The sequence below is a fragment of the Actinomadura sp. ATCC 39365 genome, from assembly GCF_054392275.1.
Genome location: NZ_CP184335.1, coordinates 9,173,384 through 9,199,429, shown reverse-complemented (window position 1 = coordinate 9,199,429; position 26,046 = coordinate 9,173,384). Strand labels below are relative to the sequence as shown.

General features: G+C 71.7%; 26 protein-coding genes. 20 read left to right on the top strand and 6 right to left on the bottom strand.

All coding sequences use genetic code 11. From position 1 onward, the window contains the following. Window positions 1–1,893, top strand: coding sequence for a hypothetical protein (locus ACNF49_RS44340; RefSeq protein WP_482941483.1), 1,893 nt, complete (start codon window positions 1–3; stop codon window positions 1,891–1,893). On the opposite strand, the gene ACNF49_RS44335 is transcribed toward ACNF49_RS44340, so the two are convergent. Beyond that, complete coding sequence (locus tag ACNF49_RS44335; protein ID WP_482941482.1) at window positions 1,863–2,549, bottom strand: TetR/AcrR family transcriptional regulator; 687 nt, start codon at window positions 2,547–2,549, stop codon at window positions 1,863–1,865. The two genes, ACNF49_RS44340 and ACNF49_RS44335, sit on opposite strands and share 31 nt — an antisense overlap. A 66-nt stretch (window positions 2,550–2,615) precedes the next feature. On the opposite strand from ACNF49_RS44335, the gene ACNF49_RS44330 reads away from it, so the two are divergent. From ACNF49_RS44330 to ACNF49_RS44305, 6 genes are read left to right on the top strand one after another with little or no spacing between them, the layout of a single operon-like run. Continuing rightward, on the top strand, window positions 2,616–3,473 hold the full coding sequence (locus tag ACNF49_RS44330; protein ID WP_482941481.1) for a poly(ethylene terephthalate) hydrolase family protein: 858 nt from the start codon (window positions 2,616–2,618) through the stop codon (window positions 3,471–3,473). A 10-nt stretch (window positions 3,474–3,483) separates the two neighbouring features. Further along, the gene (locus tag ACNF49_RS44325; RefSeq protein WP_357978737.1) at window positions 3,484–4,737 is read left to right on the top strand and encodes an ABC transporter substrate-binding protein; all 1,254 of its coding nucleotides are present in this window, start codon (window positions 3,484–3,486) and stop codon (window positions 4,735–4,737) included. Then, window positions 4,734–5,663 (top strand): carbohydrate ABC transporter permease, encoded by a 930-nt coding sequence (locus ACNF49_RS44320; protein WP_357978735.1) that lies wholly within the window; start codon window positions 4,734–4,736, stop codon window positions 5,661–5,663. The genes ACNF49_RS44325 and ACNF49_RS44320 overlap by 4 nt, the downstream gene beginning before the upstream one ends. Continuing rightward, window positions 5,660–6,460 carry a carbohydrate ABC transporter permease gene (locus tag ACNF49_RS44315; protein ID WP_357978733.1) on the top strand — a complete coding sequence of 267 codons (801 nt, stop codon included), beginning with the start codon at window positions 5,660–5,662 and terminating at the stop codon, window positions 6,458–6,460. The genes ACNF49_RS44320 and ACNF49_RS44315 overlap by 4 nt, the downstream gene beginning before the upstream one ends. Beyond that, on the top strand, window positions 6,457–7,779 hold the full coding sequence (locus ACNF49_RS44310; RefSeq protein ID WP_482941480.1) for a M28 family metallopeptidase: 1,323 nt from the start codon (window positions 6,457–6,459) through the stop codon (window positions 7,777–7,779). Before ACNF49_RS44315 ends, ACNF49_RS44310 begins: the two co-directional genes overlap by 4 nt. Beyond that, entirely contained in the window at window positions 7,776–9,134 is a 1,359-nt protein-coding gene (locus ACNF49_RS44305) for a carboxylesterase/lipase family protein (protein WP_482941479.1), read from the top strand. Before ACNF49_RS44310 ends, ACNF49_RS44305 begins: the two co-directional genes overlap by 4 nt. A 31-nt stretch (window positions 9,135–9,165) precedes the next feature. Here the strand turns inward: ACNF49_RS44305 and ACNF49_RS44300 are convergent, their stop codons facing one another. After that, complete coding sequence (locus tag ACNF49_RS44300; protein WP_482941478.1) at window positions 9,166–10,011, bottom strand: SDR family oxidoreductase; 846 nt, start codon at window positions 10,009–10,011, stop codon at window positions 9,166–9,168. Between the two features lie 103 nt (window positions 10,012–10,114). Between ACNF49_RS44300 and ACNF49_RS44295 the strand changes: the two genes are divergently transcribed. Together ACNF49_RS44295 and ACNF49_RS44290 are read left to right on the top strand one after the other, a co-directional pair. Next, window positions 10,115–10,552, top strand: a complete 438-nt coding sequence (locus ACNF49_RS44295; protein ID WP_482941477.1) for a helix-turn-helix transcriptional regulator — start codon at window positions 10,115–10,117, stop codon at window positions 10,550–10,552. Continuing rightward, window positions 10,465–11,184 (top strand): helix-turn-helix transcriptional regulator, encoded by a 720-nt coding sequence (locus ACNF49_RS44290; protein WP_482941476.1) that lies wholly within the window; start codon window positions 10,465–10,467, stop codon window positions 11,182–11,184. The genes ACNF49_RS44295 and ACNF49_RS44290 overlap by 88 nt, the downstream gene beginning before the upstream one ends. Here ACNF49_RS44290 and ACNF49_RS44285 read toward each other — a convergent pair. Then, window positions 11,141–11,755, bottom strand: a complete 615-nt coding sequence (locus ACNF49_RS44285) for an NTF2-like N-terminal transpeptidase domain-containing protein (protein ID WP_482941475.1) — start codon at window positions 11,753–11,755, stop codon at window positions 11,141–11,143. The genes ACNF49_RS44290 and ACNF49_RS44285 overlap by 44 nt on opposite strands. 51 nt (window positions 11,756–11,806) lie before the next feature. Further along, window positions 11,807–12,277: a pyridoxamine 5'-phosphate oxidase family protein gene (locus tag ACNF49_RS44280; RefSeq protein ID WP_357978721.1), complete on the bottom strand. Its 471-nt coding sequence runs from the start codon at window positions 12,275–12,277 to the stop codon at window positions 11,807–11,809. A 465-nt stretch (window positions 12,278–12,742) separates the two neighbouring features. On the opposite strand from ACNF49_RS44280, the gene ACNF49_RS44275 reads away from it, so the two are divergent. The 7 genes from ACNF49_RS44275 to ACNF49_RS44245 all read left to right on the top strand — a co-directional run bounded on the left by ACNF49_RS44275 (window position 12,743) and on the right by ACNF49_RS44245 (window position 19,437). Further along, window positions 12,743–14,386 (top strand): chitobiase/beta-hexosaminidase C-terminal domain-containing protein, encoded by a 1,644-nt coding sequence (locus tag ACNF49_RS44275; protein WP_482941474.1) that lies wholly within the window; start codon window positions 12,743–12,745, stop codon window positions 14,384–14,386. 126 nt (window positions 14,387–14,512) lie between these two features. Then, on the top strand, window positions 14,513–15,520 hold the full coding sequence (locus tag ACNF49_RS44270) for a DUF4236 domain-containing protein (RefSeq protein WP_498703462.1): 1,008 nt from the start codon (window positions 14,513–14,515) through the stop codon (window positions 15,518–15,520). 60 nt (window positions 15,521–15,580) lie between these two features. Then, the gene (locus ACNF49_RS44265; RefSeq protein WP_357978717.1) at window positions 15,581–16,024 is read left to right on the top strand and encodes a hypothetical protein; all 444 of its coding nucleotides are present in this window, start codon (window positions 15,581–15,583) and stop codon (window positions 16,022–16,024) included. Between the two features lie 103 nt (window positions 16,025–16,127). Continuing rightward, window positions 16,128–16,535: a DUF7134 domain-containing protein gene (locus tag ACNF49_RS44260; RefSeq protein WP_482941473.1), complete on the top strand. Its 408-nt coding sequence runs from the start codon at window positions 16,128–16,130 to the stop codon at window positions 16,533–16,535. Between the two features lie 14 nt (window positions 16,536–16,549). Then, a complete protein-coding gene (locus ACNF49_RS44255) occupies window positions 16,550–17,257 on the top strand; it encodes a sensor histidine kinase (protein ID WP_482941472.1) in 708 nt (235 codons plus the stop codon). Between the two features lie 5 nt (window positions 17,258–17,262). Beyond that, window positions 17,263–17,949 carry a response regulator gene (locus ACNF49_RS44250; protein ID WP_482941471.1) on the top strand — a complete coding sequence of 229 codons (687 nt, stop codon included), beginning with the start codon at window positions 17,263–17,265 and terminating at the stop codon, window positions 17,947–17,949. 36 nt (window positions 17,950–17,985) lie between these two features. Further along, window positions 17,986–19,437 carry a hypothetical protein gene (locus ACNF49_RS44245; RefSeq protein ID WP_482941470.1) on the top strand — a complete coding sequence of 484 codons (1,452 nt, stop codon included), beginning with the start codon at window positions 17,986–17,988 and terminating at the stop codon, window positions 19,435–19,437. On the opposite strand, the gene ACNF49_RS44240 is transcribed toward ACNF49_RS44245, so the two are convergent. Continuing rightward, window positions 19,385–19,882, bottom strand: coding sequence for an Lrp/AsnC family transcriptional regulator (locus ACNF49_RS44240; protein WP_482941469.1), 498 nt, complete (start codon window positions 19,880–19,882; stop codon window positions 19,385–19,387). The genes ACNF49_RS44245 and ACNF49_RS44240 overlap by 53 nt on opposite strands. Next, the gene (locus ACNF49_RS44235; RefSeq protein WP_482941468.1) at window positions 19,876–20,427 is read right to left on the bottom strand and encodes an Lrp/AsnC family transcriptional regulator; all 552 of its coding nucleotides are present in this window, start codon (window positions 20,425–20,427) and stop codon (window positions 19,876–19,878) included. The genes ACNF49_RS44240 and ACNF49_RS44235 overlap by 7 nt, the downstream gene beginning before the upstream one ends. Window positions 20,428–20,566: 139 nt before the next feature. Here ACNF49_RS44235 and ACNF49_RS44230 point away from each other — a divergent pair, with 139 nt between their 5' ends. From ACNF49_RS44230 to ACNF49_RS44215, 4 genes are all read left to right on the top strand, one after another. Then, window positions 20,567–21,979: a diaminopimelate decarboxylase family protein gene (locus ACNF49_RS44230; RefSeq protein WP_482941467.1), complete on the top strand. Its 1,413-nt coding sequence runs from the start codon at window positions 20,567–20,569 to the stop codon at window positions 21,977–21,979. Beyond that, window positions 21,976–22,422, top strand: coding sequence for a VOC family protein (locus ACNF49_RS44225; RefSeq protein ID WP_357978706.1), 447 nt, complete (start codon window positions 21,976–21,978; stop codon window positions 22,420–22,422). The genes ACNF49_RS44230 and ACNF49_RS44225 overlap by 4 nt, the downstream gene beginning before the upstream one ends. 1,082 nt (window positions 22,423–23,504) lie before the next feature. After that, entirely contained in the window at window positions 23,505–24,362 is an 858-nt protein-coding gene (locus ACNF49_RS44220) for a GNAT family N-acetyltransferase (protein WP_498703460.1), read from the top strand. Window positions 24,363–24,510: 148 nt separating this feature from the next. Further along, window positions 24,511–26,046, top strand: a complete 1,536-nt coding sequence (locus ACNF49_RS44215) for a long-chain-fatty-acid--CoA ligase (RefSeq protein ID WP_482941465.1) — start codon at window positions 24,511–24,513, stop codon at window positions 26,044–26,046.

The following is a 26,046-nucleotide window of genomic DNA, read 5'->3' as shown; positions in this document are numbered from 1 at the left end:
ATGGACAGAAGGGCACTCGTGCGCCGGCACAACGTCGCCGACGCCGGGTGCCCGCTGACCGTCGGCAACGGCGAGTTCGCCTTCACCGCCGACGCCACCGGGCTCCAGACGTTCGCGCCGCTCGGCACGCAGGCGCAGTGGGGCTGGCACACGATGCCCAACCCCAAGGGCCACGTGCTGGCGGACGCGCTCACCGACTACGACGGCGTCGGCTATCCCGACCTCTATCCGGCCACCGAGGCGGGCGGCTGGCTGCACGTGAACCCGCACCGCCTGCATCTCGGCCGGATCGGCCTGGACGCCGGCGAGGCCGATGCGATCGGCAGGTCGGCGCAGACCCTCGACCTGTGGACCGGCACGCTGTCCAGCTCCTTCGAGCTGGGCGGCCGGCCGCACGAGGTGGAGACGGTCTGTCATCCCGAGCGCGACCTGCTGGCCGTACGCGTCGTGGGCGGCACGGGCATCAGGATCGCCTTCCCCTACGCCAGCGACGGCTGGCACACCACCGCCGACTGGGACAGCCCCGACCGGCACACCACCACGTGCGCGCGGCGCGGCTCGCGCTGCGACTTCACCCGCGTCCTGGACCAGGACGGTTACCACGTGGCCGCCGAGTGGACGGGACCGGCGCGGTTCACCTCGCCCGCCCCCCACGTGTACCTGATCCAGGGCGAGGAACTGGAGCTGGTCGTCGAGTTCGCCCGGCACCCCGTCGGCACGGCTCTGCCGTCCTTCTCCCAGGTCCGTACGGCCGCCGCCGCCCACTGGGAGCGGTTCTGGACGCGCGGCGGCGCGGTCAGCTTCGAGGGCAGCGCCGACCCGCGGGCGCCCGAGCTCGAACGCCGGGTCGTGCTCTCGCAGTACCTCACCGCGGTCAACTGCGCCGGCACCACCCCGCCGCAGGAGACCGGGCTGGCCGTCAACTCCTGGAGCGGCAAGTTCCACCTGGAGATGCACTGGTGGCACGCCGCCCACTTCGCCCTGTGGGGCCGGCCGGAGCTGCTGGAGCGGAGCCTGCCGTGGTACCGCTCGATCCTGCCGCGGGCCAGGGCCACGGCCGCGCGGCAGGGGTTCCGCGGCGCCCGCTGGCCCAAGCAGGTGGGGCCGGAGGGCAGGGAGAGCCCGAGCGAGATCGGCGCCTTCATCGTCTGGCAGCAGCCGCACCTGATCCACTTCGCCGAGCTGCTCCGCCGGATCCGCCCGGGGGCGCTGGAGGAGTACCGGGACCTGGTGTTCGAGACGGCCGAGTTCATGGCCTCCTTCGCGGCCGGCGGGCACCTGGGGCCGCCGCTGGTACCGGCGCAGGAGTCCTACCACGAGTCCAGGAGGTCGGTGCGGGATCCCGCGTTCGAGCTGGCCTACTGGTGGTGGGGGCTGGCGACGGCCCAGCGGTGGCGGGGCCTGCTCGGCCTCGATCCCGACCCGGAGTGGGCGCGGGTGCTGGACGGCCTGGCCCGTCCGCTGGTGCGCGACGGCGTGTACGCGGCCATCGGCGTGGAGCCGTACACGGTCAGGACCGACCATCCCTCGATGACCGGCGCGCTCGGGTTCGTGCCGCCCACCCCGCTGATCGACCCCGAGACCATGCGGGCCACCCTGCACGACGTGCTCGCCGACTGGGACTGGGACAGCGCCTGGGGCTGGGACTTCCCGATGCTCGCCATGTGCGCGGCCCGGCTCGGCGAGCCCGGCACCGCCGTGGACGCGCTGCTGATGGACGCCCCGAAGAACACCTACCTGCCCAGCGGCCACAACCACCAGTGGCCCGGCCTGCTGCCCCTCTACCTGCCGGGCAACGGCGGCCTGCTGGCCGCCGTCGCCCACATGGCGGCGTCGGGCTGCTTCCCCGAGGGCTGGCGGGTTCAGGCGGAAGGGGTGGTCCCGATGCCGTGATCGGGGCCGGCGAGCAGGGCGACCGTGTAGTGGTAGAGGTCGTCCGCCGACGACGTCAGCGTGGCGGCGCGGCCCGCGCGCACCTCCGAGGCGATGAACTCGGTGGTGCCGTAGACGATCAGCCGGGGGATCGCGGCGCGCAGCGGCGGCAGCGAGGGGTCCTCCAGCCTGGCCCGCGCGGCCAGCGCCGCCAGCATGTCCAGGAAGGGCCGGTAGGCGCTGTCACGCTGCTCGACGGCCCGCTCGCCCGCCCTGGGCAACTCCACGAAGTACGCCTGCGCGTACTCCGGGCGCTCCTGCCACCACCGCAGGTAGGCGGCCAGGCCCAGCCGCAGCGCCACGCGCCAGCGGTCGCCCGCCCCCGACGCGGCCGCGCGGATCGAGTCGATCATCTCGGGCAGGTCGCGCTCGCAGCCGGCGAGGAAGCACGCCTCCTTGTCGGTGAACTGGGCGTAGAAGGCGTTGCGCGAGACCCGCGCGGCGGCGATCACGTCGGGCACGCTCGTGGCGGCGTAGCCGCGCCTGGCGACGAGCCGCAACATGGCCTCCACGAGGCGGTCGCGCTGCGACTCGCGCACCGTGTCGGGGGAGAGCCCGTGCCGCCCCCGGGGAAGCGGCCGGGCCGCCGGAACTTCCTTCTGTTCGTCTCTTGACATCGCTCACCGATCGTACTTCCCTCTCTTAGGAGACGTTCACGTCTCCAAATATCCCACGAGGTGACCATGGAGAACTTCACTCGTCGGCAGGCGTTGCGGGCAGGGGCGCTCGGCCTCGTGTCGGCCGGATTCCTGTCCTGGACCACCGCGGCCGACGCCGCCTCCACCATCGAGACCATCTACAAGGCGACGGGTCCGTGGCCGGTCGCCACCGGCACCTCGGGCGGCCACCGGCTCTACTACCCCTCGAACCTCGGCGCGGGCGGCGTCACCCACCCGATCGTCACGTGGGGCAACGGCTCGTGGGCCACCCCCGACAACTATCCGGGGCTGCTCAACCACCTGGCCTCCTGGGGCTTCGCGGTGGTCGCCTCCACCGACACCACCACGGGCACCGGCGCCGAGATCCTCGCCGCCGCCCAGCACCTCGCCGGCCTGGACGCCGACCCCGCCAGCGTCTTCCACGGCAAGCTGAACACCGCCCAGATCGGCGCCGTCGGCCACTCCCAGGGCGCGGGCGGGGTCGTCAACGCGGCCAACCACTCCGCCGGGCTGATCAAGACCGTCGTGCCGATCGCCGTGCCCGCGCAGTGGATGGCCAGCCCGGGGGACGAGTTCTCCGTCGCCGCCCTGACCTGCCCGGTGCTCTTCCTCAGCGGCGCGGACGACTGGCTGATCTCCTCGGCCGCGACCGTGCAGGGCTACTACGACCAGGCCACCGCCGGGGCGGGCCGGGCGCTGCTCAAGGGCGCGGGACACAACGACATCCAGAACACCGGCGGGGCCTTCCTCGGCTACGTGACCGCCTGGCTGAGGTACCGGCTCCAGGCCGACGCCCAGGCCCGCGGGGCGTTCGCGGGCAGCGCCCCCGAGCTCCCCACCAACACCGCCTGGCAGAACCAGGCGCTCAAGAACCTCACCTAGGAGAACCACCATGGCGGATCTGACGCGGCGCGGGCTCCTCGCCGCCGGCGCGCTCACCCTGCTCGCCGGATGCGGCAAGGACCAGCCCCGGCAGCAGGCCGCGGCCGCCGGGCCGCACGGCGAGGTCACCGTCTGGCTGCACGGCTCGCAGGACACCGGCCAGCAGTTCCAGGAGCTCGTGCACCGCTACATCGCCGAGTTCAAGGTCGACGTCAAGCTGCTCTACCTGCCCGTGGGCCAGCTCGACGCCAAACTGCTGACCGCCTTCAGCGGCGGCGCCCCGCCCGACGTCTTCAAGATCGGCCACTGGAGTTTCCCCGCCCACGCCAAGAAGCAGCGACTCGCCCCCGTCGACACCAAGGCCCTCCCCTTGGGGAACTACGAGCCGGGCACGACCACCCCGCTCACCTACCAGGACGTGCCCTACGGCGTGCCCATCGACTTCAACCCCTGCCTGCTCTACTACCGCAAGGACCGGTTCGAGCAGGCCGGGCTCGACCCCGACAAGCCCCCGGCGACCTGGGAGGAGGTCGCCGAGTACAGCGCCAAGCTGACCTCGGCCGACCGGGCGCGGGTCGGCCTGCAGTGGCTCTACGGCGATCCGCAGTGGGCCCTCATGACGCTGACCGCCCTCGTCCGCGGCAAGGGCGGCGAGCTCGTCGCGGCGGGCGGCGGCAAGGCGTCGCTGGCCACCGAGCAGGGCATCGCCGCCCTGACGTACATGTCGGGTCTCGGCAATCCCAAGCTCTCCAACCCGCTGGGCGCGCTCGGCCTGTTCTACTCCGGTCAGGCCGCCATGGTCGTCAGCGGCGCCTTCCTCGGCCCCGCGCTGGAGAAGCTGGGCAAGGACAAACTCACCTTCGGCAAGCAGTACGGCGTCGCGCCCATGCCCACCTGGGCCGGTGGGCCGTCCGTCGTCCCCGCCTACACGTGGGGCTGGGGCGTGGCCAAGGACTCGCCCAACCAGTTCACCGCCTGGCACCTGGTCAACTACCTCCAGGGCGCCCCGTCGGTGGCCGCCAACCTCGACAACGGCATCATCATCCCGACCAAGGGCTGGCGCGAGGCCGGGCCGCGCGGCAAGTCCGAGATCATGGAGATCGTCGCCGACAGCCTGCCGCACGTCGACTTCGGCCCGATCATCCCCGGCGCGCTCGAACTGGCCAAGGCCGCGTCCGGCGCCGTCGACTCCGTCGCCCACGGCAAGGCGACCCCGGCCCAGGCCGCGGCGACCTTCGACGCCACCGTGCGACCGGTCCTGTGAGCGTGCTCGGCGCCCGGCCCGGCGGGGTGTCCGGCGGGCTGCTCGGCGGAGTGCTCGGCGGGGTCAGGGCCCGGCCGCAGGCCACGGCGGGCGTGGCGCTGACCCTTCCGGTGGCCGTCTTCTTCGTGGTGTTCTGGCTGGTCCCGTTCCTGTCCGCGATCTATCTCAGCTTCACCGACTACGAGATGGCCGGGACGCCCAACTGGATCGGCCTGGCCAACTACGAGCGCATGTTCGCCGACCCCGGCTTCCTCAACTCGGCGTGGATCACCGTCGTCTACACGGTCTGCACGGTCGTCCCGACGATCGTGCTGGCCCTGCTGGTGGCCGTGCCGCTGAGCAGGCCGGGACGGCTCAACCGCTGGCTCAGGGCGCTCGTCATGATCCCGGCCGTGATGCCGCTCGCCGCCACGTCCATGGTCTGGGTGATCATCTACTCCGACCGCGGCCTGGCCAACACCCTCCTCGGCCTGGCCGGGATCCCCCCGCAGTCCTGGCTGACCAGCTCCGGCCTGGCCATCTGGGCCCTGGTCGTGATGGTCGTCTGGAAGAGCATGGGGCTGTTCGTGATCATCCTGACCGCCGGCCTGCAGGCGCTGCCCGGCGAGGTGTACGAGGCCGCCGCCATCGACGGCTCGGGGCCGGTGACCACGTTCACCCGCATCACGCTCCCGCTGCTGCGCAGGACGCTGCTGTTCGTCCTGGTCATCTCGGTCGCCGGATCGATGCAGGCGTTCGTGCCCGCCTTCCTGCTCACCGGCGGCGGGCCCGCCGACGCCACCCAGGTGCTGCCGTACTACATCTGGGCCAACGCCTTCCCCTACGAGCACATGGGCTACGCCGCGGCCATGGGCATGGTGCTGCTGGTCGCCATGGTGATCGTCTCGGCGCTGCAGTTCGCGTTCCTGAAGGGCGGCGACGAATGAGGGTGTTGCGCGCCGTCTGGCTGATCGTCGCGGTCGGGTTCATGCTGCTGCCGGTCTACGCCATGCTCGTCGTCGCCTCGGCGCCCGACGACACCGACCTGCGCGGGCTGGTCTTCAACGGCTTCCACCTGCCCGAGAACATCGGGGCGCTGTTCGGCGCGGGCAACCTGCCCACGTACCTGCGCAACAGCCTGATCCTGTGCGTCGGCACCGGCGTCCTGGACGTGATCTTCTCGGCCGCCGCCGGGCACGCCATGGCCCACCTGTCCTTCCCCGGCCGCCGCGTCCTGTTCGCGCTGGTGGTCGGCACGCTCGCGCTCACCCCGATGGTCATGGTCATCCCGGTCTTCCTCATCGTGAAGGAGCTCGGCTGGGTCAACACGTTCCAGGGCATGATGGTGCCGGGCATGATCAGCGCGTTCGGCGTCTTCCTGGTGCGCCAGTTCGCCCTCGGCATCCCGAAGGAGCTGCTGCTGGCCGCGCGGGTCGACGGCGCGGGGGAGTTCCGCATCTTCGCGCGCATCGCCGTGCCGCTGCTGCGGCCCGCGCTCATCACCCTGTTCCTGGTGCACTTCCTGGCGCAGTGGGACAACCTGCTGTGGCCGCTGATCGTGGCCAACGAGCAGGAGCTGTGGCCGCTGCCGGTGGGGCTGGCCAACTTCCAGAGCGAGGTCGGCGTCACCTACCACCTGACCACCACCGCGGCGCTGGTCACCGCCGTGCCGCCGTTCGTCCTCATGGTCGCGCTGCAGCGCTACTACGTGGCGGGGCTCACCTTCGGAGGGCTGAAACGATGATCCAGGACCTGATCCCCGGCGCCGCGCGGATGATGGAGTGGATCGAGACGGTCACCGCGCGCGGCGTCCGGCGTCCCGGCTACCCGGCCGACGACTGGACCGCCGCGTGGGCCGCCGGGCGTCTCACCGAGTTCGGGCTGCGCGACGTCCGGCTCGCGCCGGTCGAGCTGCCCGTCTGGCGGCCGGTGACGGCGTCCCTGGTGGTGTGCCTGGATGCCGACCCGTCGCGGGTCGTGCGGGTGGCGGCGTCCGCGCTGCCGTACACCACGCCGAAGGCGACCGTGACCGCGCCGGTCAGCCGCGAGGTCGTGCCGGGCGCGATCGTCGTGCCCGAGTACGCCTTCACCGAGTTGCCGCAGTCCTACGTCAGGGACCTGGCGACGGCCGTGCACGACCCGGAGGGCGTCTTCGACGACCTGGTCCAGACGCTGCCGTTCCAGCTCGACTACCTCGACGTGCTCCAGGGCGTGATCGACGGCGGCGCCGCCGCGTTCGCGGGCGCGCTGACCGGGGTGCCGTGGGAGACCCGCGACTACTACGTGCCCTACGACGCCGTGCACCGCGACCTGCCGGCCGTCTGGTTGTCGGGCGGCGACTCGCGGCGGGTGCTCGACCTGGTCGACGCGGGCCCCTGCACGGGCACGCTCACCGTCGAGTCGGAGACCGGCCCGGCCGTCTCGCACAACGTGATCGGCACGCTTCCCGGCCGCTCCGACCAGTGGGTGATCATCGGCTCGCACCACGACGCGCCCTGGGCCTCGGCGGTCGAGGACGCCTCGGGGATCGCGCTGGTGCTGGCCGCCGCCCGGTACTGGGCGGCCGTGCCTGAGCGGGACCGGCCGCACAACCTGCTCTTCCTGCTGACCGCGGGGCACATGGCGCACGCCGCCGGCACCCGGGCCTTCATCGAGCAGCACCGCGGCCTGCTCGGCGACGTCGTGCTCCAGCTCCACCTGGAGCACGCCGCCCGGCGGTGCGTGGTCGTGGACGGCGAGCTGGTCCCCACCGGCGACCCCGAACCCGGCTGGTGGTTCACCACCCGGCAGCCGGAGCTGGAGAGCCTGGTGGCGGCGGCCCTCGTCGCGGAGGACCTGAGACGCTCGTTCGTGCTGCCGCCGGACGCCTTCTCCCCGATGCCGCCCACCGACGGAGCCTTCTTCCACCCCGAAGGGGTGCCGCTGGTGCACTTCCTGTCGGCTCCCATGTACCTGTTCGACTCGGCCGACACCCTCGACAAGGTGTACGAGGACGGACTCGAACCGCTCACCCGGGCGGCCGTCAGAATCGTCGAAGGGACGGCCGGATGGCGTCGCGCATGATCGTCCGTACCACGTCCGGGCTGGTCGAGGGCAGGGCGGAGGAGGGAGGCCTGGCCTTCCTCGGCGTGCCGTACGCCGCCCCGCCCTTCGGCGAGCACCGCTTCGGCGCGCCCGTCCCGCCACCGCCGTGGGACGGCGTGCGGCCCGCCGTCACGCGCGGCCCCGCCGCCCCGCAGGCAGCCGGTGCGGACATCGGCCTGTACGCGCCCGACGTCTTCGAGACCGGCGAGGACTGCCTCAACCTCGACGTGCGCACCCCCGGCAACGGCGAGGCGGGGCTGCCCGTCCTGGTCTGGATCCACGGCGGCGCGTTCTCCATCGGCGGCAACGGGGCGGCCTGGCACCAGGGCCACCGCTTCGCCCGCGACGGCGTGGTGTGCGTGGCCGTCAACTACCGGCTCGGCTTCGAGGGCTTCCTGGCCCTGGAGGACGCCCCGCTCAACCGGGGCGTGCTCGACTGGCTGGCCGCGCTGGAGTGGGTGCGCGACAACATCGCGGCCTTCGGCGGTGACCCCGGCAACGTGACGATCGCCGGGCAGTCGGCGGGCGCCGCGGCCGTCGCGACGCTGCTCACCATGCCCCGCGCCGAAGGGCTGTTCCGGCGCGCGATCGTGATGAGCGGCTCGGCCACCCTGGTCGCCGGCGAGCAGGAGGCCCGCGACCACGCCAGGGCGCTCGCCGCCCGCCTGGGGATCGCCCCGACCAGGGCGTCCTTCGCCGCGCTGCCCCCCGAGGCGCTCGTCGCCGCACAGCCGCCGCCGCTGACCGGCGGCTCCGGCGGGCTGAACGATTCGGTGCCGGTCAAGCCGGTCGTCGACGGCGACCTGATCCCGGCCGTCCCGCTGGACGCCCTGCGCGCGGGCGCGAGCGGGCACCTTCCGCTGCTGGTCGGCTGCACGTCCCAGGAGACCGACGTGTTCGTCCGCGGCCTGGCCGCCGGGCTCGACGAGGCCGCCGCGCGGGCGGCGCTCGACCACCTCGGCGTCCAGGTGGACGAACCCGGCCTCACCCCGGCCGAGCGGGTCGGACGCGCCGTCACCCGGCACCTGTTCACCCGCGAGACGCACTGGATCCGCGAGGCCAGGCCCGCCTACGCCTACGAGTTCCGATGGGAGTCGCCCGTCGAGAGCCCGGCCGGCGGCGGACGCGTGGGCGCGGTGCACAACCTCGACCTGCCCTTCGTCTTCGACGTGCTGGACGCGCCCGGCGTCGCCCGCACGGCCGGACCGGGCGCGCCGCAGGCGCTGGCCGACGCGATGCACGCCGCCTGGGTGCGCTTCGCCCGCACCGGCGACCCCGGCTGGCCGCTCGGCGACACCATGATCTTCGACGAACCCCTCGCCCGGAGGCCGTGACCTGCCCGGCGGTGGCGGGTCCTCGCCGGCGTCAACCGGCCGTGAAGTCCGCGCGGTGGTCGGCGACCCATTCCGCGAGCGTGCGGCCCGGCCGTCCGGTCACCGCGGTGACCGGACGCGGGACGTCGGGGACGGTGAGGGTGTCCTGCCAGTAGTCGAGCAGCATCTTCATGACGGGCTCGGGGATGAACCGCCCGGTCTCGGCACGGAACTCCGCCGGCATGATCTCCACCAGCGGGATCTCCCGTCCCAGGGTCTCGCCGATGATCGCCACCTGTTCGGCGCGGGTCAGGGCCCGCGGGCCGGTGAGCGGGATCGCCGCCCCCACGTGATCGTCGGAGAGCAGGGTCTCGGCGGCGGCCTCGGCGATGTCGTACTCGTGGATCGGGGCCTGCGCCGAGGCGAGGTAGGGCGCCCGGATCGGTGCGCCGGAGCGGATCTGCCCGGCCCAGGAGAGCAGGTTGCCGGCGAACGTGCCGGGACGCAGGATCGTCCAGGCGTCGGCGCGCGAGGTCACGGCGGACTCGACCGCCGTGTGATGGAGCTGGCTCGCCGAGCCGTGGTCGCGCCGGAACTCCTGCGCGGCGGCGAGCGAGGACAACACGGTGAAGCGGTGGACGCCGCGGGCGGTGGCCGCGGCGACGAACGCCTCCACCCCCTCGGCGGGGAAGACGAAGGCGCGATCGACGCCGGCGAACACCTCCGGCCCGAGCGTGGTGGCGTCGGCCAGGTCGCCGGCCACCACCTCGACCGCGGCCGGCAGGCCAGCGTCGTCGGGCTTGCGGGTCAGCGCGCGTACGGCGGCGCCGCGGGCGAGCAGGGTCGTGACAAGGTGACGGCCGACGGCGCCGGTCGCGCCGGTGACAAGGATGCTCAAGGTGACTCACCTCAGGGAAGTGGTGCCGGTCCGTCCGGCCCGAACTCCAACCTAGGGAGCATTTAGGGCAATATCTGTCCACTTCCTACTAGGCTCGGTGAGTATGCCGGAACAGACCACGACCGGGCGGGCGCTGCGCCTGCTGGAGCTGCTGCAGGCCCGCCGGTCCTGGAGCGGCGGCGAGCTCGCCGGCCGCCTCGGCGTCGACGGCCGCACGCTCCGGCGGGACGTCGAGCGGCTGCGGCGCCTCGGCTACCACGTCGAGGCGCGTCGCGGCCCCGACGGCGGCTACCGGCTGTCCACGGGCAGCGACCTGCCGCCGCTGGTGTTCACCCCGGACGAGGCGCTCGCCGTGGCCGCCGCCCTGGCCTCGTCGGCCGCCAACGGCGCCGCCGGCGGCGGCGAGGTCGCGCTCACCGCCCTGGCCAAGATGGAGCAGGTCATGCCCCCGCGGTGCGCCGGCGGGTGCGGGCGCTGCGCTCCTCGGTCGCGTTCGGCGGCACGCCGAACGCCGTGGCCGGCGCCTATCCGGCGCCGCTGAACGCCGGCGTGCTGGCGGTCCTGGCGCTGGCGTGCCGGGACGCCGAGCGGGTCCGGCTGCGCGTGATGAGCACGGAGGGGGCCGACACCGGACGGGAGTCCCCGTGCCACGTCGAGCCCGTCGCCCTGGTGCCCCGGCAGACCCGCTGGTTCCTCGTCTGCCGCGACCTCGACCGCGGCTGGCGGGTGTTGCGCGTCGACCGGATCACGGGGGCGTCGGCGACGGGCGTGCGCTTCGAGCCGGAGGAGGTCCCCGGGGGCGACCCGGTCGCGTTCGTCACCAGCCGGCTCGGCGCTCCGCCCCGCCGGCACACGGCGACGATCCTGATCCACGCCCCGATCGAGCAGGTGCAGGCGTACATGGGCGGCTTCGCCACGGACTTCGCCCCGACGACCACCGCCACCGGGCAGGCGGCGACACACTGGCGCATCGCCGACGTACGCCTCGAGGTCCTCGCCGGCGGCCTGCTCTGGGTGCGATGGCCCTTCGAGGTGGTCGACTCTCCCGAGCTCGCCGCCCTCCTCCGGGACCGGTCCGCGGCCTTCACCCACGCCGCCGGTCTCCTGGCGACGTGCGACGAACCCGCCTTCACCGGCGAGGCCCGGCTTCGGCCAGCTCCGCCGCCAGCCTGAGTCCTTCGCCGGCGAAGAGCGGTCCTCCCTCTCCATCGACTCGCCGCTCCAGCAGGACCAGCTGGGAGGAGCCGTCGCGCCGGGGCACGACGCGGATCTGCCGCACCTCGCTGGAGCCGATCTCCTGCAGGTCGGGATGGACCGTGTTCGGTCCCCAAACGATCTTCCAGGCGCGGTCGAAGTCGATGATCTCCAGTTGTCCTTCGTACCTGTAGGGAACCGGGCCGTCGAGGAGGACGGAGAACGTGGCGAAGTAGGTGGCGCTCTCTCCGAAGTTCAGATGGGCCTTGGGGCGAAGGCGGATCTCCTCGACGGTGATCCGCCTGGCCCGGGAGCCGCGGGTGAAGGCGTCGTAGACGTCCTCGAAGTCCCGGGGTGGCTCCACCACCTGGGCTCTCATCGCCGGGAGGTCGCCGCGTCGCCAGGCCGTCAGGAACGCGGTCGCCGTCTGCTCAGGCGATCCTTCGGTGCGTACCGCCAGGTAGACGGCTGTGCCCAGCCCGGCGAGGACGGCCAAGGACAGGGCGATGGTGACCCTTGCCCGTCCGCAGCGGGAAGGAAATACCGACATATCGGGTGATCCTATGGGTCGAGGCCCCACCCGCGGCCATTCGTGCTCGGGTCATGCCGGAGGCGTCCAGATGCGGCTGCGTAGGTCGGTGCCGCGGATCACCTGGACGCGCCAGGGTTCCAGGCGGAGGACGTGCAGCGCGGGGTCGGCGGGCGACCGCCAGAACGCCCCGAGGTCGTAACCGGCCCCGTGCGGGCTGGTCGCCCGGTAGAGGTCCCAGACGTGGCGCTTGGTCGCCAGGTCGTCGTCCCAGGAGGCCGTGGCCTCGATGGCGACCGAGCTGTTGCCGGGCTTCCAGTACGAGAAGGAGGTGTGCGGATTGCCCGCCAGGTGGGCCGCCTTGACCGGGGTCCGGTAGGTGGCCAGCCAGCCGCGCGGCTGCCCGTCCACGTTCTCCCAGACGGGGATGAGGATGCGGGTGCGGGGACGGTTCCTGGCGTCGACGGTGACCATCGTGGCGTACCGGATGGCACCGATGTAGGCGTTGAACTCGCTCTCGATCTCGGCGAAGGACGTGGTCATCGACGGCACTCCTGACGACTTCTTCCATGGTTCTCTTCGGTCACCAAGGATCTTGCGTCACCTGCGAAGACCGCGGAAGACGGCACTTCGAAGGCACTGGGTTACCGCCGGGGAACCGCTCCTGACCAGGCCCGCAGATCCGTCACGAGGTGCCTGGTCGCCCGAACGGCCCGGCGCTCGGCGGGATGATCCCCCACTTGTCGCGCTCACGCAGACGGCGATCGTACTCGTCCATCTCGATGACGCCCGCCACCACATAACCTCGATGGCCCCGCCCGCGGACGATCAGAAGGTTGTCCAGGTCACCCCTCGGCGGGTGGGAGGTTCACTTCTTACCTTGCAGGTCGTGCGGACTTCATGCAGGTCGCCGTTTCCGTACACCTTGGTGCTCCAGGTTCAAGTCGTTCACTTTTAAAGCACGTGTCGCGGCGCCCAGCGCGCCGCGACAAGATCGGGGAGCACCACATGCGACATGCCGACTTCACCGTTCGCCGAGAACCGGCTGTCTGGCGCAACATCGCAGCAGTCTCGGTCGGCATCGGTCTGGGGCTGTTCCCGCCGGCACACAGCGCGTCGGCCGTCCCGAACGGGACGCCGCAGGCCCCGGCGTTCAGTGTCGACGGCGGTCGGTACGAGCAGGCGGTCTCCGTCGAGCTGCGGGCCAGGCAGGGCGAGACGATCCGCTACACCACCGACGGCAGCATTCCCACGAAGAGCAGCCCGACCTTCGCCGGCAAGCCGATCCGCATCACCGAGGACACGAATCTGACGGCACGCGCCTTCAAGGGCAACCTGGCCGGCGCCGTCAAGTCCGAGGGGTACCTCATTCGCGAGGGAGAGCAGCCGATCGCCCGCATGATGATCGTCTCGGACGTTCACATCGGCGACTACGAGGCCGACCGCCACCGCTGGTCGTCCTACTTCGACACCATCGCGGCGGTCACGGGCACCCCGGACGCCATCCTCTCCAACGGCGACATGATCAACGACAACTGGGACGGCCGCGGCAAGGACCACCAGCTGACCGCGCGCATCTTCAAGGAGAATCTCGCGCGCAAGGGCATGAACGCCACCCAGGTCTTCATGTCGTACGGAAACCACGACGCGACCCTGGCCGAGCTCCGTGCGGGCTACCCCAAGGAGTGGTTCCCCGACTCCGGCGACGGGTACTACCGCACGGACGTCAAGGGCGTCCCGATGATCACGGTCAACACCGAGAACTACTCCCCGGCCCAGGCCACCTGGCTGCGTGAACAACTCGGCCAGATCTCCGCGGACCCCGCCTACCGCGACCTGCCGATCATCGTCCAGGGACACCGGCCGGCTCCGGGAACCGTGATGGACGGCCAGCAGACCAGCAACCCGCGCCTGACCGAGGATCTGTCGAAGTTCCCGCGCGCCGTCTACTTCTCGGGCCACTCGCACCTGAACGTGAACGACCCGCGCTCGATCCACCAGAAGAACTTCACCGCGGTCAACGACGGCAGCTCGTCGTACATCGAGATCGACCACGGCTACCAGATGCTCGACGCGGAGGGGCAGCTGGCCAATCGCTTCGAGACCCCCACCGCCCAGGGGCTGGCCGTCGAGGTCTACCGGGGCCGCACCGTCGTCAACCGCATCAACCTCAACGCCGACCTCCACGACATCTACACCGGCGGGAAGTGGTCGGCGAACTGGAAGCCCCCGTTCCAGAGCGACGGGACGCTGGCCGGCAAGTCCTGGGAGATCAGGACGGCCGGCGCCGACGCCCAGGTCGTGCAGAACTTCACCTACACCGACGCCAACCGCAACCGCACGGCCCCGGCCTGGACGTCCCAGCACCCGCTGACGGCCCAGACCGGCAAGGACGGCCGGCTCGCGCTGCGCGTCGAACAGGCCGAGGACGACGAGTTGGTGTACCACTACAAGGTACGCGTCACCCGCGCCGACAACGGTGCCGAGGTGCTCAACACCAAGGTCGCGAACCGCTTCGACGTGGTGCCCGCCGCCGCCACCATGGACATTCCGGTCCCGGTCCAGCGTGACGGCGCGAAGTACCGCGCGGAGGTCGTCGCGGTCGACGCGCAGGGCAACCAGTCGCCTGTCGCCGTGGGCGTGCTGAAGTAGTACTTTGACCCCGTTATCGACCGGCCACGGTCGATAACGGGGCCTTCTTGGAAAGCGCTGCTCCAGGCGGACGTCTCCAGCGCCCGGCGCGGGTAACGGGGACCCGGGGCCGGGGGATTCCCCATCGTGGGTTTCTATGTGCGTACCAGCCTCAGGGTTGGACCGTTCCGTTTCACCCTCAGCCAGGCCGGATTGGGGGTCTCGACCGGAATTCCGGGCCTTCGGGCGGGGATGAGCCCCCGTGGCAACGTCGTCCGTATGGGACGCGGCGCGATCTCCTACCGCACCACCGCGCCCGAGCGTGACGTGGTCATGCACGACGTGGTCAGCCTGGTCCCGGCCCGGCCGAGCGACGTCGTCCAGCAGTTGCAGAAGGCAGCAGGACGCCGGGCGTACTGGCCGTTCGCCCTGGCCGCGCTGCTCCTCGCGGGGCTGGTGACGGGACGCTTCGGCCTGGTCGTCATCGCCGTCGGGCTGCCCGGCGTGCTGTGGGTGGCGCTGCGCGACCGGGCGGCTCGCGCGGTGGTCGTCATGTACGACGTGACCGACGAGGCCGCCCGGCGCTTCGATCACCTCGTCGGCTCGATCACCGGCCTCCAGCGGGCCCACGGGTTCTGGCTGATCACCGCGTCCGGCGCGATCACCAGCACCTACCAGTTCAAGGTGAACGCCGGCGCCTCCAGCCTGCTGCGCAGGCTGAACGCCTCGGCCCGGTTGGCGGGACCGCGGATCCTGATCACCAACGTCGCCGTCCCGACCCTGACCGCGGGCAGCCTGTCGGTGCACTTCCTCCCCGACCGTGTCCTGTTCCGTGACGGACGCCACGTCGCCGACCTGGCCTACCAGCACCTCCAGGTCGCCATGGAACACGCGCGCTTCATCGAAGGAGGCCCGGTGCCACGCGACGGCACGGTCGTGGACTCCACCTGGCGCTACGTCAACGTCAACGGCGGCCCCGACCGCCGTTTCAAGAACAACGCCCGCCTGCCCGTCCTGCGGTACGGCAGGCTCACGCTCCGCAGCCACAGCGGTCTCAACCTCGTCTGGGACGTCTCCCAGGCGCCGCTCGTCCACGCGGTGGCGAACGCCCTCCACCAGTGCACCGCCGCCCGCCCGCCCATGATCCACCCCTGAGATGCTCGGCCGAGGTCGTTGCGGAAGAGCGCCTGAGCTGGAGTGAATAGACTTGTCGTCATGTTCGACGACAAAACGCAGGAGACCCTGCGGCGCCTGCTGGACCTCGCCGAACACCCCTCCACCTCGGACGCCGAGCGGGCGCTGGCATTCGTACGGATTCGCGCCCTGGTCGCCGTGCCGGCCGACGACAGCCGCCGCAGGGCGCCCGTGGCCGGCATGGACGCCCAACTGCTCACCAAGCTCAGACCGCTGCTGCGGCACGTGGACGAGGACCTGGTCGACGAGGTGCACGGCGACCTGCACTCCTTCGGCATCCGCTACCGGCTGGTCTCGGAGGTCGCCGGCCAGCTGGCCCACATCCTCGACCTGCGCTCCCGCCTCGCCCCCGACAAACGACACCGCCACGACGACGGCGTACGCCAGACGGCGGCCAGGCTGACCTACCTCCTGGAGCGCTCCGACGGCTTCCGCACCTCCCGCTGGCGCACCAGACGAAGTTGACCCCGAGAGGCGGACCGCCGGCCGGACGAACCCCGCGGCGCGGTGCTGATCGCGTTCCTCAAGGAGTTTCCGCATGTCAGCAGCAACACCCTCTGAGGACCGGATGAGCAGCGTGAGTCGCGCCGCCGGGGTTCTGACGCCCTGGGCCGCCAGGTTCTCCGGTCTGCGGGGCGACGTCGCGGTCGCGGCGGTCACCACCGTGGCCACCCTCGGTCCGCTGCTGGTGCCCGGTCCGAAGGCGTGGTGGATCGTCGCCCTGGGCGCGCTCGCCTCCGCGCCCGTCTACTGGCGCAGGCGCGCGCCCATGGCCGTGGCGCTGTTCGTCGGCGCCGCGATGACCGTCATGGTCTTCTGGGAGAAGCCGTTCCTCCCGTTCGGCCCGCTGGTCGCCGTCTACACCATCGCCGACGTCAGTCCCACGTGGAAGCGCCTGGCCGCGATCCCGGCGATCGCCGTCATCGTCGGTGTCTCCCTGGCGCTGCCGGGGAGGACAGCGAGATCTTCCGCCTGATCGGCACCGCCTTCGTGGCCGCCTACGCGCTGGGCACCAGCGCCCGGGCGAACCGGTCACGCACCGCGGAGCTGGCCGAACGGGCCCGTCGCCGTGAACAGGAGCACATCGCCGCGGTGGCGGAGGAACGGGCGCGGATCGCTCGTGACATGCACGACATCATCACGCACGCCGTCGGGCTGATGGTCGTTCAGGCCGAGGCCGGGCCCGTGGTCGTACGGAGCGACGCGCCCCGGGCCGAGGCGGTCTTCGACGCGATCGCCGACACCGGCAGGGGAGCGCTCACCGAGCTGCGCGGCCTGCTCACGGCGCTGCGGGCGTCGGACGTTCCGGCCGGGGAGGACCTCGGGCCCGCCCAGCCGAGCCTGGACGGACTCGCCTCACTGGCCGAACGCAGCGGCCTGGACGTGGCCATGACCGTGGAAGGCGAGCGGCGGCGGATATCGGGCAGCCTGGAGGCCGCCGTCTACCGGATCGTCCAGGAAGCCCTCACCAACGTGCGCAAACACGCCGGGGTGCGCAACGTACGGCTGCGACTGCGCTGGACCGCGCGGGAACTGCTCGTCGAGATCGCCGACGAGGGCGGCGGGTCACGTCGCGACGGCGGCGGCTACGGCCTGATCGGCATGCGGGAACGGGCGACCGCGTACGGCGGGACACTCACCGCGGGACCGGGACAGGACGGCGGATTCCTTGTCAGAGCCGTCTTTCCGCTTGAATAGCGCGCATGCTGCGCGTGCTCATCGCCGACGACCAGGATCTCTTCCGCGCCGGGTTCGGCCTGATCCTCGGTGCTCAGCCGGACATGCTGGTGGTGGGCGAGGCGGCGGACGGTGACGAGGCGATCGCCCTGGCCGAGCGGCTGCGTCCGGACGTGGTCCTGATGGACGTGCGGATGCCGGGCAGGAACGGCATCGAGGCCACCAGGGAGATCTGCGCGACCACCGCCGCCAAGGTGCTCGTCCTGACCATGTTCGACCTGGACGAGTACGTCTACGACGCCGTCCGCGCGGGGGCCAGCGGCTTCCTGCTCAAGGACATCCGCCGCGACGAGCTGGCGCACGCGGTGCGCACCGTGGCCGCCGGCGAGGCGTTGCTGGCGCCCGCCGCCACCCGCAGGCTGCTGGAGAGCCTGGTCAGACGGCCGGCTCACGGCCCGATGCCGCGGCTGGCGGGACGCCTGGAGGCGCTCACCGAGCGGGAGCGCGAAACGCTCAGGCTGGTCGCCCGCGGACTGTCCAACGCCGAGATCGCCGCCGCGCTCGTGGTCACCGAGCACACGGTCAAGACGCACGTCAGCCGCATCCTGACCAAGCTGGACCTGCGGGATCGGGTGCAGGCGGCGGTGTTCGCCTACGAATGCGGCCTCGTGGTCGCCGGTGAGAGTGACATCGGAGATCACACTCACGACTGACGCGCCACCGGGGTGGCCGCGAGCAGCATCGTGGCCATGAAACGTGTCCTGACCGCGCTCGCCGCGGCCCTCGCCTCGGCTGTCCTGCTGCACTTCGGCACGGGCCTGCACCCCGTGGCCTGGCTGACGTGGCTCGCCCCCTTGCCCGTGCTGCTCGCCGCGCCCCGGGTGGGGGGAGGGTCGGCCTTCGCCGCGGGCGCCCTCGCCTGGCTCGGCGGGCAGCTGCAGTGGTGGCCGTACTTCACCGGATCGCTCGAGACGCCCGTCCCGGTGGCGGCCGGCCTGCTCGCCGGGCCGGCGCTGCTGTACGGCCTCGGCGTGCTGCTGCACCGTTCGCTGCTGGCCAGGCGGCGGCCGCTGTCGGCCGTGCTCGCCGTACCGGCGCTGTGGGTCGGCGTCGAGTACCTGATGGCGCTGGCCGGACCGCACGGCGCCTGGTGGAGCCTGGCCTATACGCAGGCCGACGTGCTGCCCGTCCTGCAGACGGCCTCCGTCGCCGGCGTCTGGGGGATCACCTTCCTGCTCCTGCTCGTGCCAGCCGCCGTGGCCGCGCTTCTCGCGCCGGGCGCGACCCGCCGGCTCCCCGTCGCGGTGACCGCGGGCGCGATGGTGGCGCTCGCTCTCGCGTACGGCTTCGCGCGGCTCGGCACCGGCCACGACGGCGGGCAGCGCCGCGAGATCGCGCTGATCTCCACCGACAACCCGCGCGACACCGCCGAACTGGACTCCCCACAGGGACGCGACCTGCTCCGGCGCTACCGCCGGGCCGTCGACGCGGCCGCCGCCCGCGGTGCCGAGATCGCGGTGCTGCCGGAGAAGACGTTCGGGACGGCCACCGCCCGCCTGCCGCTGGCCAGGCCGGGAGTGGCGGTCGTCGCCGGCGTCGCGCTCGGGACCGGTGCGACGCGGACCAACAGCGCGCTGGCCCACCCGTCCGGGGCCCGCTACGACAAACAGCACATGATTCCCGGGCTGGAGTCGGAGTTCACGCCCGGCAGCACGCTGACCATGCTCGGCCCGACCACGACGGGCCTGATCGTCTGCAAGGACCTCGACTTCCCCTGGCTGGTACGGCAGTACCGCCAGGCCGGCGCGACAGCGCTGCTCGCCCCCGCCTGGGACTTCGACGACGACGCCTGGCTGCACAGCCGCATGGCGATGGTCCGCGGGGTGGAGAGCGGGTTGTCGGTGGCACGCGCGGCCCGCCAGGGCTTCCTCACGGTGAGCGACACCCGGGGACGGGTGCTGGCCGAAGGCCGCAGCGGCATGCCCGGCGTGAACACGGTGTTCGCGGCGCTGCCGCAGCAGGGCGCCTCGACCCTTTACACCGGCCTGGGCGACTGGGCCGCCTGGTCCTCGGTCGCGCTGCTGCTCATCGGACTCGCCAGGCTCCGCGTCCGCCGCCCCGCACAGGATGCCCGTACGGTCCAGCTGTCTACGGGTGGGCCGGCCGGCGGTGCGCCAGTCCGGGCGGCCACGGATATCTGACCTTGAAGATGGACAGGAAGATCAGGATCTCGACGCCGCGCACGCCCGGGATCGTGCGGATCCGGGCGGTCACCAGCCGGTGGAGGTGCTCCTCGTCCATGTAGCCGACCTCCGCCATCAGGTCGAATCCGCCTGCGGTGGCCATGAGCCACTCGACCTCGTCCACCCGCGTGATCGCCGCTGCGATCGCGTCCAGGTCACCCTCGCAGTGCAGGCCGATGGCGGCGCGGCGCAGAGGCCCCGCCGAGCTCGGATTGACGATGGCCGCGACCTTGATGACGCCCGTGTCGATGAGGCGGGCCACCCGCTGCCTGGCCGGCGCGAGAGTGAGCCCGACCGCCTCGGCGATGCGGCCATAGGTCCGCCGGCCGTCCTGCTGCAGCTCGGCGATGATCCGCCGGTCGATCTCGTCGAGCGGAACCTCCTCCCCGTTGTCGGTCAGCACCGGCAGGACCGGGGGCACCGCCGGGCGCCGGTCGTCTCGTCCGGAATCCGCCTGCCTGAGCCGGGTGGCCAGGAGTACGCGGCCTTGAACAGGTTGAGGTAGAGGAGGGTCTCGACGTCGCGGACCCCGGGGATCACCCGGATCCGGTCGGTGAGCAGGCTGTACAGGTGCTGCTCGTCCACGCACCGCAGCTCGGCGATCAGGTCGTAGCGGCCCGCGGTGGCGACCAGCCAGTCGACCTCGTCCACCCGTGCGATCGCCGCGGCGATCGCGTCCAGGTCGCCCGCGCAGCGCAGCCCGACCGCGACCCGCAGCCGGCATCCGAAGGCGCCCGGGTTGGTGATGGCCACGATCTCGATCAGGTTGGACCTGGTCAGACGGGCGACACGTTGCCGGGTCGGCGCCTCGGTGAGCCCGACCGCCTCGGCGATGCGGCCATAGGTCCGCCGGCCGTCCTGTTGCAGCTCGGCGATGATCCGCCGGTCGATCTCGTCCAGCACGGGCCGATCTCGTGGTTCGCGGCTGTCGGGTGGTGCATCGGTCATTCGGCAATCGAAGCACGGAGGCGACTCACGCACCACATCGCTGGCACGGGTAGGTCCTTCAGCGAAAAAACTGTTCCTTCAGGGTAGTTCTGTTGAGAATCAGTTGCTTGTTCGATGTGTGCCAACTATTTTCACCAGCATGAGCGAATCCTACGACGATGAGGCGGTGGCGCTGTCGGACGGCATGCTCCGCCGGGAGTCCGGCCGTCTGCTGATCGAGGAGGTGCCGGTGGACGTCCTGGTCGAGAGGTTCCCCGCGCCGCTGTTCGTGGTTTCCGAGTCCGCCCTGCGCCGGCGGGTCCGCCGCATCCGCGCCGCCTTCGAGCGGGTCTGGCCTCATGGCGCGGTGCTGGTGCTTCCGGCGGTCAAGGCCAACCCTGTGCTCGCGCTGCAACGGGTGCTCGCGCAGGAGGGATGCGGCGCCGACCTGGTCGGAGCCGGCGAGCTGGAGGTCGCGGTCAGGGCCGGCATCGACCCCGGCCGGATCTCACTCAACGGCACCGCCAAGGACCGCACCACGATCGAGCGGGCCGTGGCGCTCGGCGTCCGCGTCACCGTCGACGACGTACGGGAGATCGAACTCGCGGTGATGGCGGCCCGCGCCCTCGGCAAGCAGGCCGACCTGCGGGTGCGCCTGCGGCCCCACTTCGAGACCGACGCCCGCATGGACTCCTTCGGCGTGTCGATCAACGACATCTACGGCACGTACAAGTCGGGCCTGCCCTATGACGACCTGGCCGAGGCCGGCCGCGCATTGACCGCCCCCGAGCTACGGGTGAGCGGCGTGATGATGCACATGGGCCGCTACACCACCGACCTGTCCGTCATCGGCGGGTACAGCAGGCGGTTCGGTGAGCTGACCGCGGAGGTGTCGGAACTGTGGGGCGGCTGGACGCCTCGCACCATAGACATCGGCGGCGGATTCGCGCCGCCGGTCGACGGGTTCGGCCGGGCGAATCCGGACTTCGTGCCACCGGACCCGCCCTCGATCGAACGCCATGCCGAGGTCGTCTGCGAGAACCTGGGCAAGGGCCTGGCGTCGGGCGGCCTTGACCTCGAAGAGTGCGTCCTGGAGGTCGAGCCCGGCCGCTCGCTGTTCGGCCCCTGCGGCATCCACGTTTCGACCCTGCTCAACGTGAAGCGGCAGACTCGGCCCTTCCCGTTCACCTGGTACGAGACGGACACCACGCAACTGTTCCTGTCGGAGATCCCCGACGAGGCCGGTCGTCCGCCGGTGATCCCCGTGCGCCTTCCCGAGACGGGCGACCGCGCCGAGGTCCGCGTCGTCGGCCGCTCCTGCATGTCGGACGTGCTCGCCCGCACCGCCACGCTGCCCGCCATGAGCCCCGGCGACCTGCTGGCCTTCTGCTTCACCGGCGCCTACAACGACGCGAACGCCAGCAACCTCAACCTGCTGCCCAGGCCGGCCACGGTGCTGGTGAACGGCACAAACGCCCACCTGGTACGGCGGGCCGAGAGCATCGACGACCTGCTCGCCCGCGACACCGTCCCCGACCACCTCCACCACCCCGCGACCGGAGCCGCCCGATGAACGCCACACCCACCCTCGACCACGCCGGACTCACCTGCGCCGACCTGTCCGCCTCCCTCACCTTCTACCGCGACCTGCTCGGCATGCCCCTGCTCGAGACGGGCGAGGCGCAGGGCCGCGCCGCGGGCATCGAGGGCGCCTGGCTCGCCTACGCCATGCTCGACGCCGGCCGTGGCCAGATGATCGAGCTGCTGGAGTACCGCGAGGCCGGCACCGCCTCGACCGCGCCGCCGGTCAACAGCCCTGGGGGCGGGCACGTCGCCCTGGGCGTTCAGGACCTCGACCTGGTGCTCGCCCGCCTCGCCGAGGCCGGCTTCCATCCGCTCACCGCGACGCCGGTCACCATGTCCGCCCCCGAACTGGGCCGCTGGGACGGCGCGAGGCTGGTGTACGTGCTCGACCCCGACCGCCATGTGATCGAACTGGTCCAGTTCGCCGCCTAAGTGCTCCGCCAGGTCTGCCGCGGCCTGCGGTTGGACCGGGTGAGCGTCCGGGCTGCCCTGGAGGCCGACTACGAACCGCTCGGCACGCCGTGGTTCGGCCGGCTGCGATCGGGACGGCTGCGAAACCGGTTCGGGCGGGAGGAAGTGCCGCACCAGCCCTGCGAGGTGTTTCTGACCGCCGAGCCCGGCAGCCCGTCCCGGCAGCCCGTCCCGGACGAGCCCGCGCGATCTGGCCTGCGACGTGGCCGTCCTGGATCCGGTCGTGCTTGTCGACAGAGCAGCCGAGCCTCCCGAACCGCTCGGCCACCCGCACGCCCTGCAAAGCGCCCCGACCACGACATGCGCCAGGACCCGCGACATCGACGAGGTCGGCCGCCGCCCAGAGCCGTCCGGGCGATGTACGCCTGCGCGATCGCCGACCAGGCCGCAGCGGAGGCCAGTCCAAGCTCATCCAGTGCGGGCTTTCGTGGCCGACCGACTATTGGATCTCACGAGCGCTGGCATGGATGATCGCTGACGAAGTCGGGCTCTTCGCCGGGCTGCTCAGGGAGATCGCCGCGCCGCCCAGATGCAACCACCAGCCTGCAGTGACCGGTGTCCTGGCACCACGAGGATGCGCTGCCCTCGGAGCTCGCTCCCAGCGCTGGTGGCCGGCTCCATCTGAGCGCCCGTGATCAGGAGCCTGAAGCCATCCCGACGCCGAAGTTCGAGTGCCTCCCCGGGACACCAATTCCCCGAACGCCAGTGACCGATGATCCTCACGCTGTGGTCCGGCCCTGCCTCCATGGTCATCGTCCGGAAGTGAAACGGCCCTCCTTCCCCGCGCGAGGCGACACGGTACCGTTCCCCACACTCGCACACCCGTTCAGCCGGAAAAGAAGCGGCGTGGACCGCTGGGGCAGCTTCGTGCTGGGTCACGCCCATACTGTAGGTCGCTCCCAACGCAGTGTCCTGCGCGCGTCAGGCTCGCCTGAGTTGACCCGTGGCCCTGGTCTGCTCGGCTTGTCCCAGGTCGATGGTGGATCAGGCCTCGACCTCAGCCACCTACGACCCCGACACCTCGGAGCCGGCCAGTATGTCCGGTGCCGGGGCGCAGGGGCCGACGGAGTAGGTTCTCGCCTGTGACTGATATTCGACTTCTTGGTCCAGCTGAACTGCCTCTGTGCCAGCGGCTTGAGAGCGATCGTGAGTGGTCCACCGACGAGGCCAAATGGCGGCTGATGTTCGAGGCGGGCGAGGTGTACGCCATCGACGCGGCCGACGGCGACGGCCTGGCCGGGTGCGTGGTGGTGACCCGCCACGGTGACTCGCTGGCCGGTGTCGGCATGATGCTGGTCGCCGGCAGGTATGGCAGGCAGGGGCTCGGTACGCGGCTGATGGAGCACGCCCTGCAAGTCGCCGGCGACCGCGTCGTGGAGCTGACCGCGACCCGGTTCGGGCGCCCCGTTTACGAGCGGCTGGGCTTCCGGCCCACCGGCAGCCTGACGATCACCATGGGTCCGATGGAAGGGGCGGTGTGGTCGTCCGGAGTTCGCGCGGCGACACCGGAGGACCACGCCGCGCTCCTCGAACTGGACGCCGAGGTCACCGGCGCCGACCGGAGCAAGGCGCTGACCGCGCTGCTGGCCACGGCCGAGCGCACGGTCGTCACCGACGGCGGCTTCGCCGTGGCCTGGAACGCCGGCCCCCACCGCGTCATCGGCCCCGTCGTCGCCCCCTCGGAGGAAGCGGCCCGGGAGCTGATCCTGGCCGCCGCGCACGGCTCCGACCGCGAGGTGCGGATCGACCTGCTGGACGCCTACCCGGGCCTGCGCCCATGGCTCACCAAGCTGGGGCCCACGGAAGGGCCCGCGGCTCTGCCGACGATGGTCCACGGCGCCCGCCGCCACCCGGGCGACCGCGGGCGCTACGTCGCACCCATCCTCATCTCGATGGGCTGACCGGGCTTCGGACCGGCCGCCGCGTTCCCGCGGGCCGCCGTGTTCCGGCGCCCGCAGCGGGAGAGGAGTCGGCACGTTCGTACAAGTGCTGCCGTGATCCACCGGAGCATCCTGGAGACGGACGACGCGTTCCCACGAGAGGGGCACGATGCTCAATCTGTCGATCGTTCTGGAGGACAGCGCCCGCAACGCGCCGGACCGTACCGCCCTGGTCCTCGGTGACTTGCGCCTGTCGTACGCCGTGGTGGACTCCGTCGCGAACCAGGTGGCCAACCTGCTGGTGGCGCGGGGGATCGGCAGGGGCGACAAGGTGGCGCTGCTCTGCCCGAACCTCCCCTACTTCCCGTTCGTCTACTTCGGCATCCTCAAGGCCGGGGCGACCGTGGTCCCGCTCAGCGTGCTGCTGCAGCCGCGCGAGATCACCTACCACCTGACCGACAGCGACGCCAAGGCACTCTTCTGCTTCGAGGGCACCGATGAGCTGCCGATGGGGGCGCGCGGGCGGGAGGGGTTCGACGGCACGCAGGGGTGTGAGCACTTCTTCGTCCTGCCCGCCACGCCGCTGGCCACGGAGTCGGAGTACGGCGAGTCGTTCTGGGCGGCGCTGGACGGCATGCCCGGGGAGTTCGAGACGGCCCGAACCGGGCCGGAGGACGTCGCGGCCGTCCTCTACACCTCCGGCACCACCGGCCGGCCCAAGGGCGCCGAGCTCACCCACGCGAACCTGCTGATCAACGCCATCGTCAGCGACCAGATGTTCCCCGCCGATCCCGAGGGGGACGTCGCGCTCGCCGTACTGCCGCTGTTCCACTCCTTCGGCCAGACCTCGGTGATGAACGTGAGCCTGCGCCGCCGCGCCACCCTGGTGCTCCTGCCGCGCTTCGAGCCCGGCCAGGCGCTGGAGCTCATGCGCAGGGAGAGGGTGACCATGTTCGCCGGGGTGCCCACCATGTACTGGGCGATGCTGTCGAAGGTTCACGCGGAGGGTGCCGAGGTGCCCCCGACGCTGCAGGTGGCGGTGTCGGGGGCGGCCGCCTGCCCGGTCGAGGTGCTCAAGGATTTCGAGGCCACGTTCGGCATCCCGATCCTGGAGGGTTACGGCCTGTCGGAGACGTCGCCCGCGGCCTGCTTCAACCAGCTCAGCCGGCCCACCAAGCCCGGCACCATCGGCTTCCCTCTCTGGGGTGTGGAGATGCGGCTGGTGGACGGCGACTGGAACACCGTCCAGGGGGAGGGGCCCGGCGAGATCGCCATCCGCGGTCACAACGTCATGAAGGGCTATCACGGGCGGCCCGAGGAGACCGCGGAGGTCCTGCGGGACGGCTGGTTCCGCACCGGCGACATCGCCACCCGCGACCAGGACGGCTACTACGCCATCGTCGACCGCACCAAGGACATGATCATCCGGGGTGGGTTCAACGTCTACCCGCGCGAGGTGGAGGAGGTGCTGATGACGCACCCGGCGGTCTCGCTGGTGGCGGTGGTCGGCGTGCCGCACGGCTCGTACGGGGAGGAGGTCAAGGCGTACGTCGTCCCGTCGGCCGGTGCGACGGCGAGTGAGAGCGAGCTCGTCGCCTGGTGCCGGGAGAACATGGCGGCCTACAAGTACCCGCGGACCATCGAGTTCCGTGAGAGCCTGCCGATGACCGCGACCGGCAAGATCCTCAAGCGCGAGTTGCGCTAG

What these genes read in the sequence shown, in the direction of transcription:
- ACNF49_RS44340 (WP_482941483.1), top strand. Translation starts at nt 1, where the DNA reads ATGGACAGAAGGGCACTCGTGCGCCGGCACAACGTCGCCGACGCCGGG.
- ACNF49_RS44335 (WP_482941482.1), bottom strand. Translation starts at nt 2,549, where the DNA reads ATGTCAAGAGACGAACAGAAGGAAGTTCCGGCGGCCCGGCCGCTTCCC.
- ACNF49_RS44330 (WP_482941481.1), top strand. Translation starts at nt 2,616, where the DNA reads ATGGAGAACTTCACTCGTCGGCAGGCGTTGCGGGCAGGGGCGCTCGGC.
- ACNF49_RS44325 (WP_357978737.1), top strand. Translation starts at nt 3,484, where the DNA reads ATGGCGGATCTGACGCGGCGCGGGCTCCTCGCCGCCGGCGCGCTCACC.
- ACNF49_RS44315 (WP_357978733.1), top strand. Translation starts at nt 5,660, where the DNA reads ATGAGGGTGTTGCGCGCCGTCTGGCTGATCGTCGCGGTCGGGTTCATG.
- ACNF49_RS44310 (WP_482941480.1), top strand. Translation starts at nt 6,457, where the DNA reads ATGATCCAGGACCTGATCCCCGGCGCCGCGCGGATGATGGAGTGGATC.
- ACNF49_RS44305 (WP_482941479.1), top strand. Translation starts at nt 7,776, where the DNA reads ATGATCGTCCGTACCACGTCCGGGCTGGTCGAGGGCAGGGCGGAGGAG.
- ACNF49_RS44295 (WP_482941477.1), top strand. Translation starts at nt 10,115, where the DNA reads ATGCCGGAACAGACCACGACCGGGCGGGCGCTGCGCCTGCTGGAGCTG.
- ACNF49_RS44285 (WP_482941475.1), bottom strand. Translation starts at nt 11,755, where the DNA reads ATGTCGGTATTTCCTTCCCGCTGCGGACGGGCAAGGGTCACCATCGCC.
- ACNF49_RS44280 (WP_357978721.1), bottom strand. Translation starts at nt 12,277, where the DNA reads ATGACCACGTCCTTCGCCGAGATCGAGAGCGAGTTCAACGCCTACATC.
- ACNF49_RS44275 (WP_482941474.1), top strand. Translation starts at nt 12,743, where the DNA reads ATGCGACATGCCGACTTCACCGTTCGCCGAGAACCGGCTGTCTGGCGC.
- ACNF49_RS44265 (WP_357978717.1), top strand. Translation starts at nt 15,581, where the DNA reads ATGTTCGACGACAAAACGCAGGAGACCCTGCGGCGCCTGCTGGACCTC.
- ACNF49_RS44260 (WP_482941473.1), top strand. Translation starts at nt 16,128, where the DNA reads ATGAGCAGCGTGAGTCGCGCCGCCGGGGTTCTGACGCCCTGGGCCGCC.
- ACNF49_RS44250 (WP_482941471.1), top strand. Translation starts at nt 17,263, where the DNA reads ATGCTGCGCGTGCTCATCGCCGACGACCAGGATCTCTTCCGCGCCGGG.
- ACNF49_RS44245 (WP_482941470.1), top strand. Translation starts at nt 17,986, where the DNA reads ATGAAACGTGTCCTGACCGCGCTCGCCGCGGCCCTCGCCTCGGCTGTC.
- ACNF49_RS44235 (WP_482941468.1), bottom strand. Translation starts at nt 20,427, where the DNA reads ATGACCGATGCACCACCCGACAGCCGCGAACCACGAGATCGGCCCGTG.
- ACNF49_RS44230 (WP_482941467.1), top strand. Translation starts at nt 20,567, where the DNA reads ATGAGCGAATCCTACGACGATGAGGCGGTGGCGCTGTCGGACGGCATG.
- ACNF49_RS44225 (WP_357978706.1), top strand. Translation starts at nt 21,976, where the DNA reads ATGAACGCCACACCCACCCTCGACCACGCCGGACTCACCTGCGCCGAC.
- ACNF49_RS44215 (WP_482941465.1), top strand. Translation starts at nt 24,511, where the DNA reads ATGCTCAATCTGTCGATCGTTCTGGAGGACAGCGCCCGCAACGCGCCG.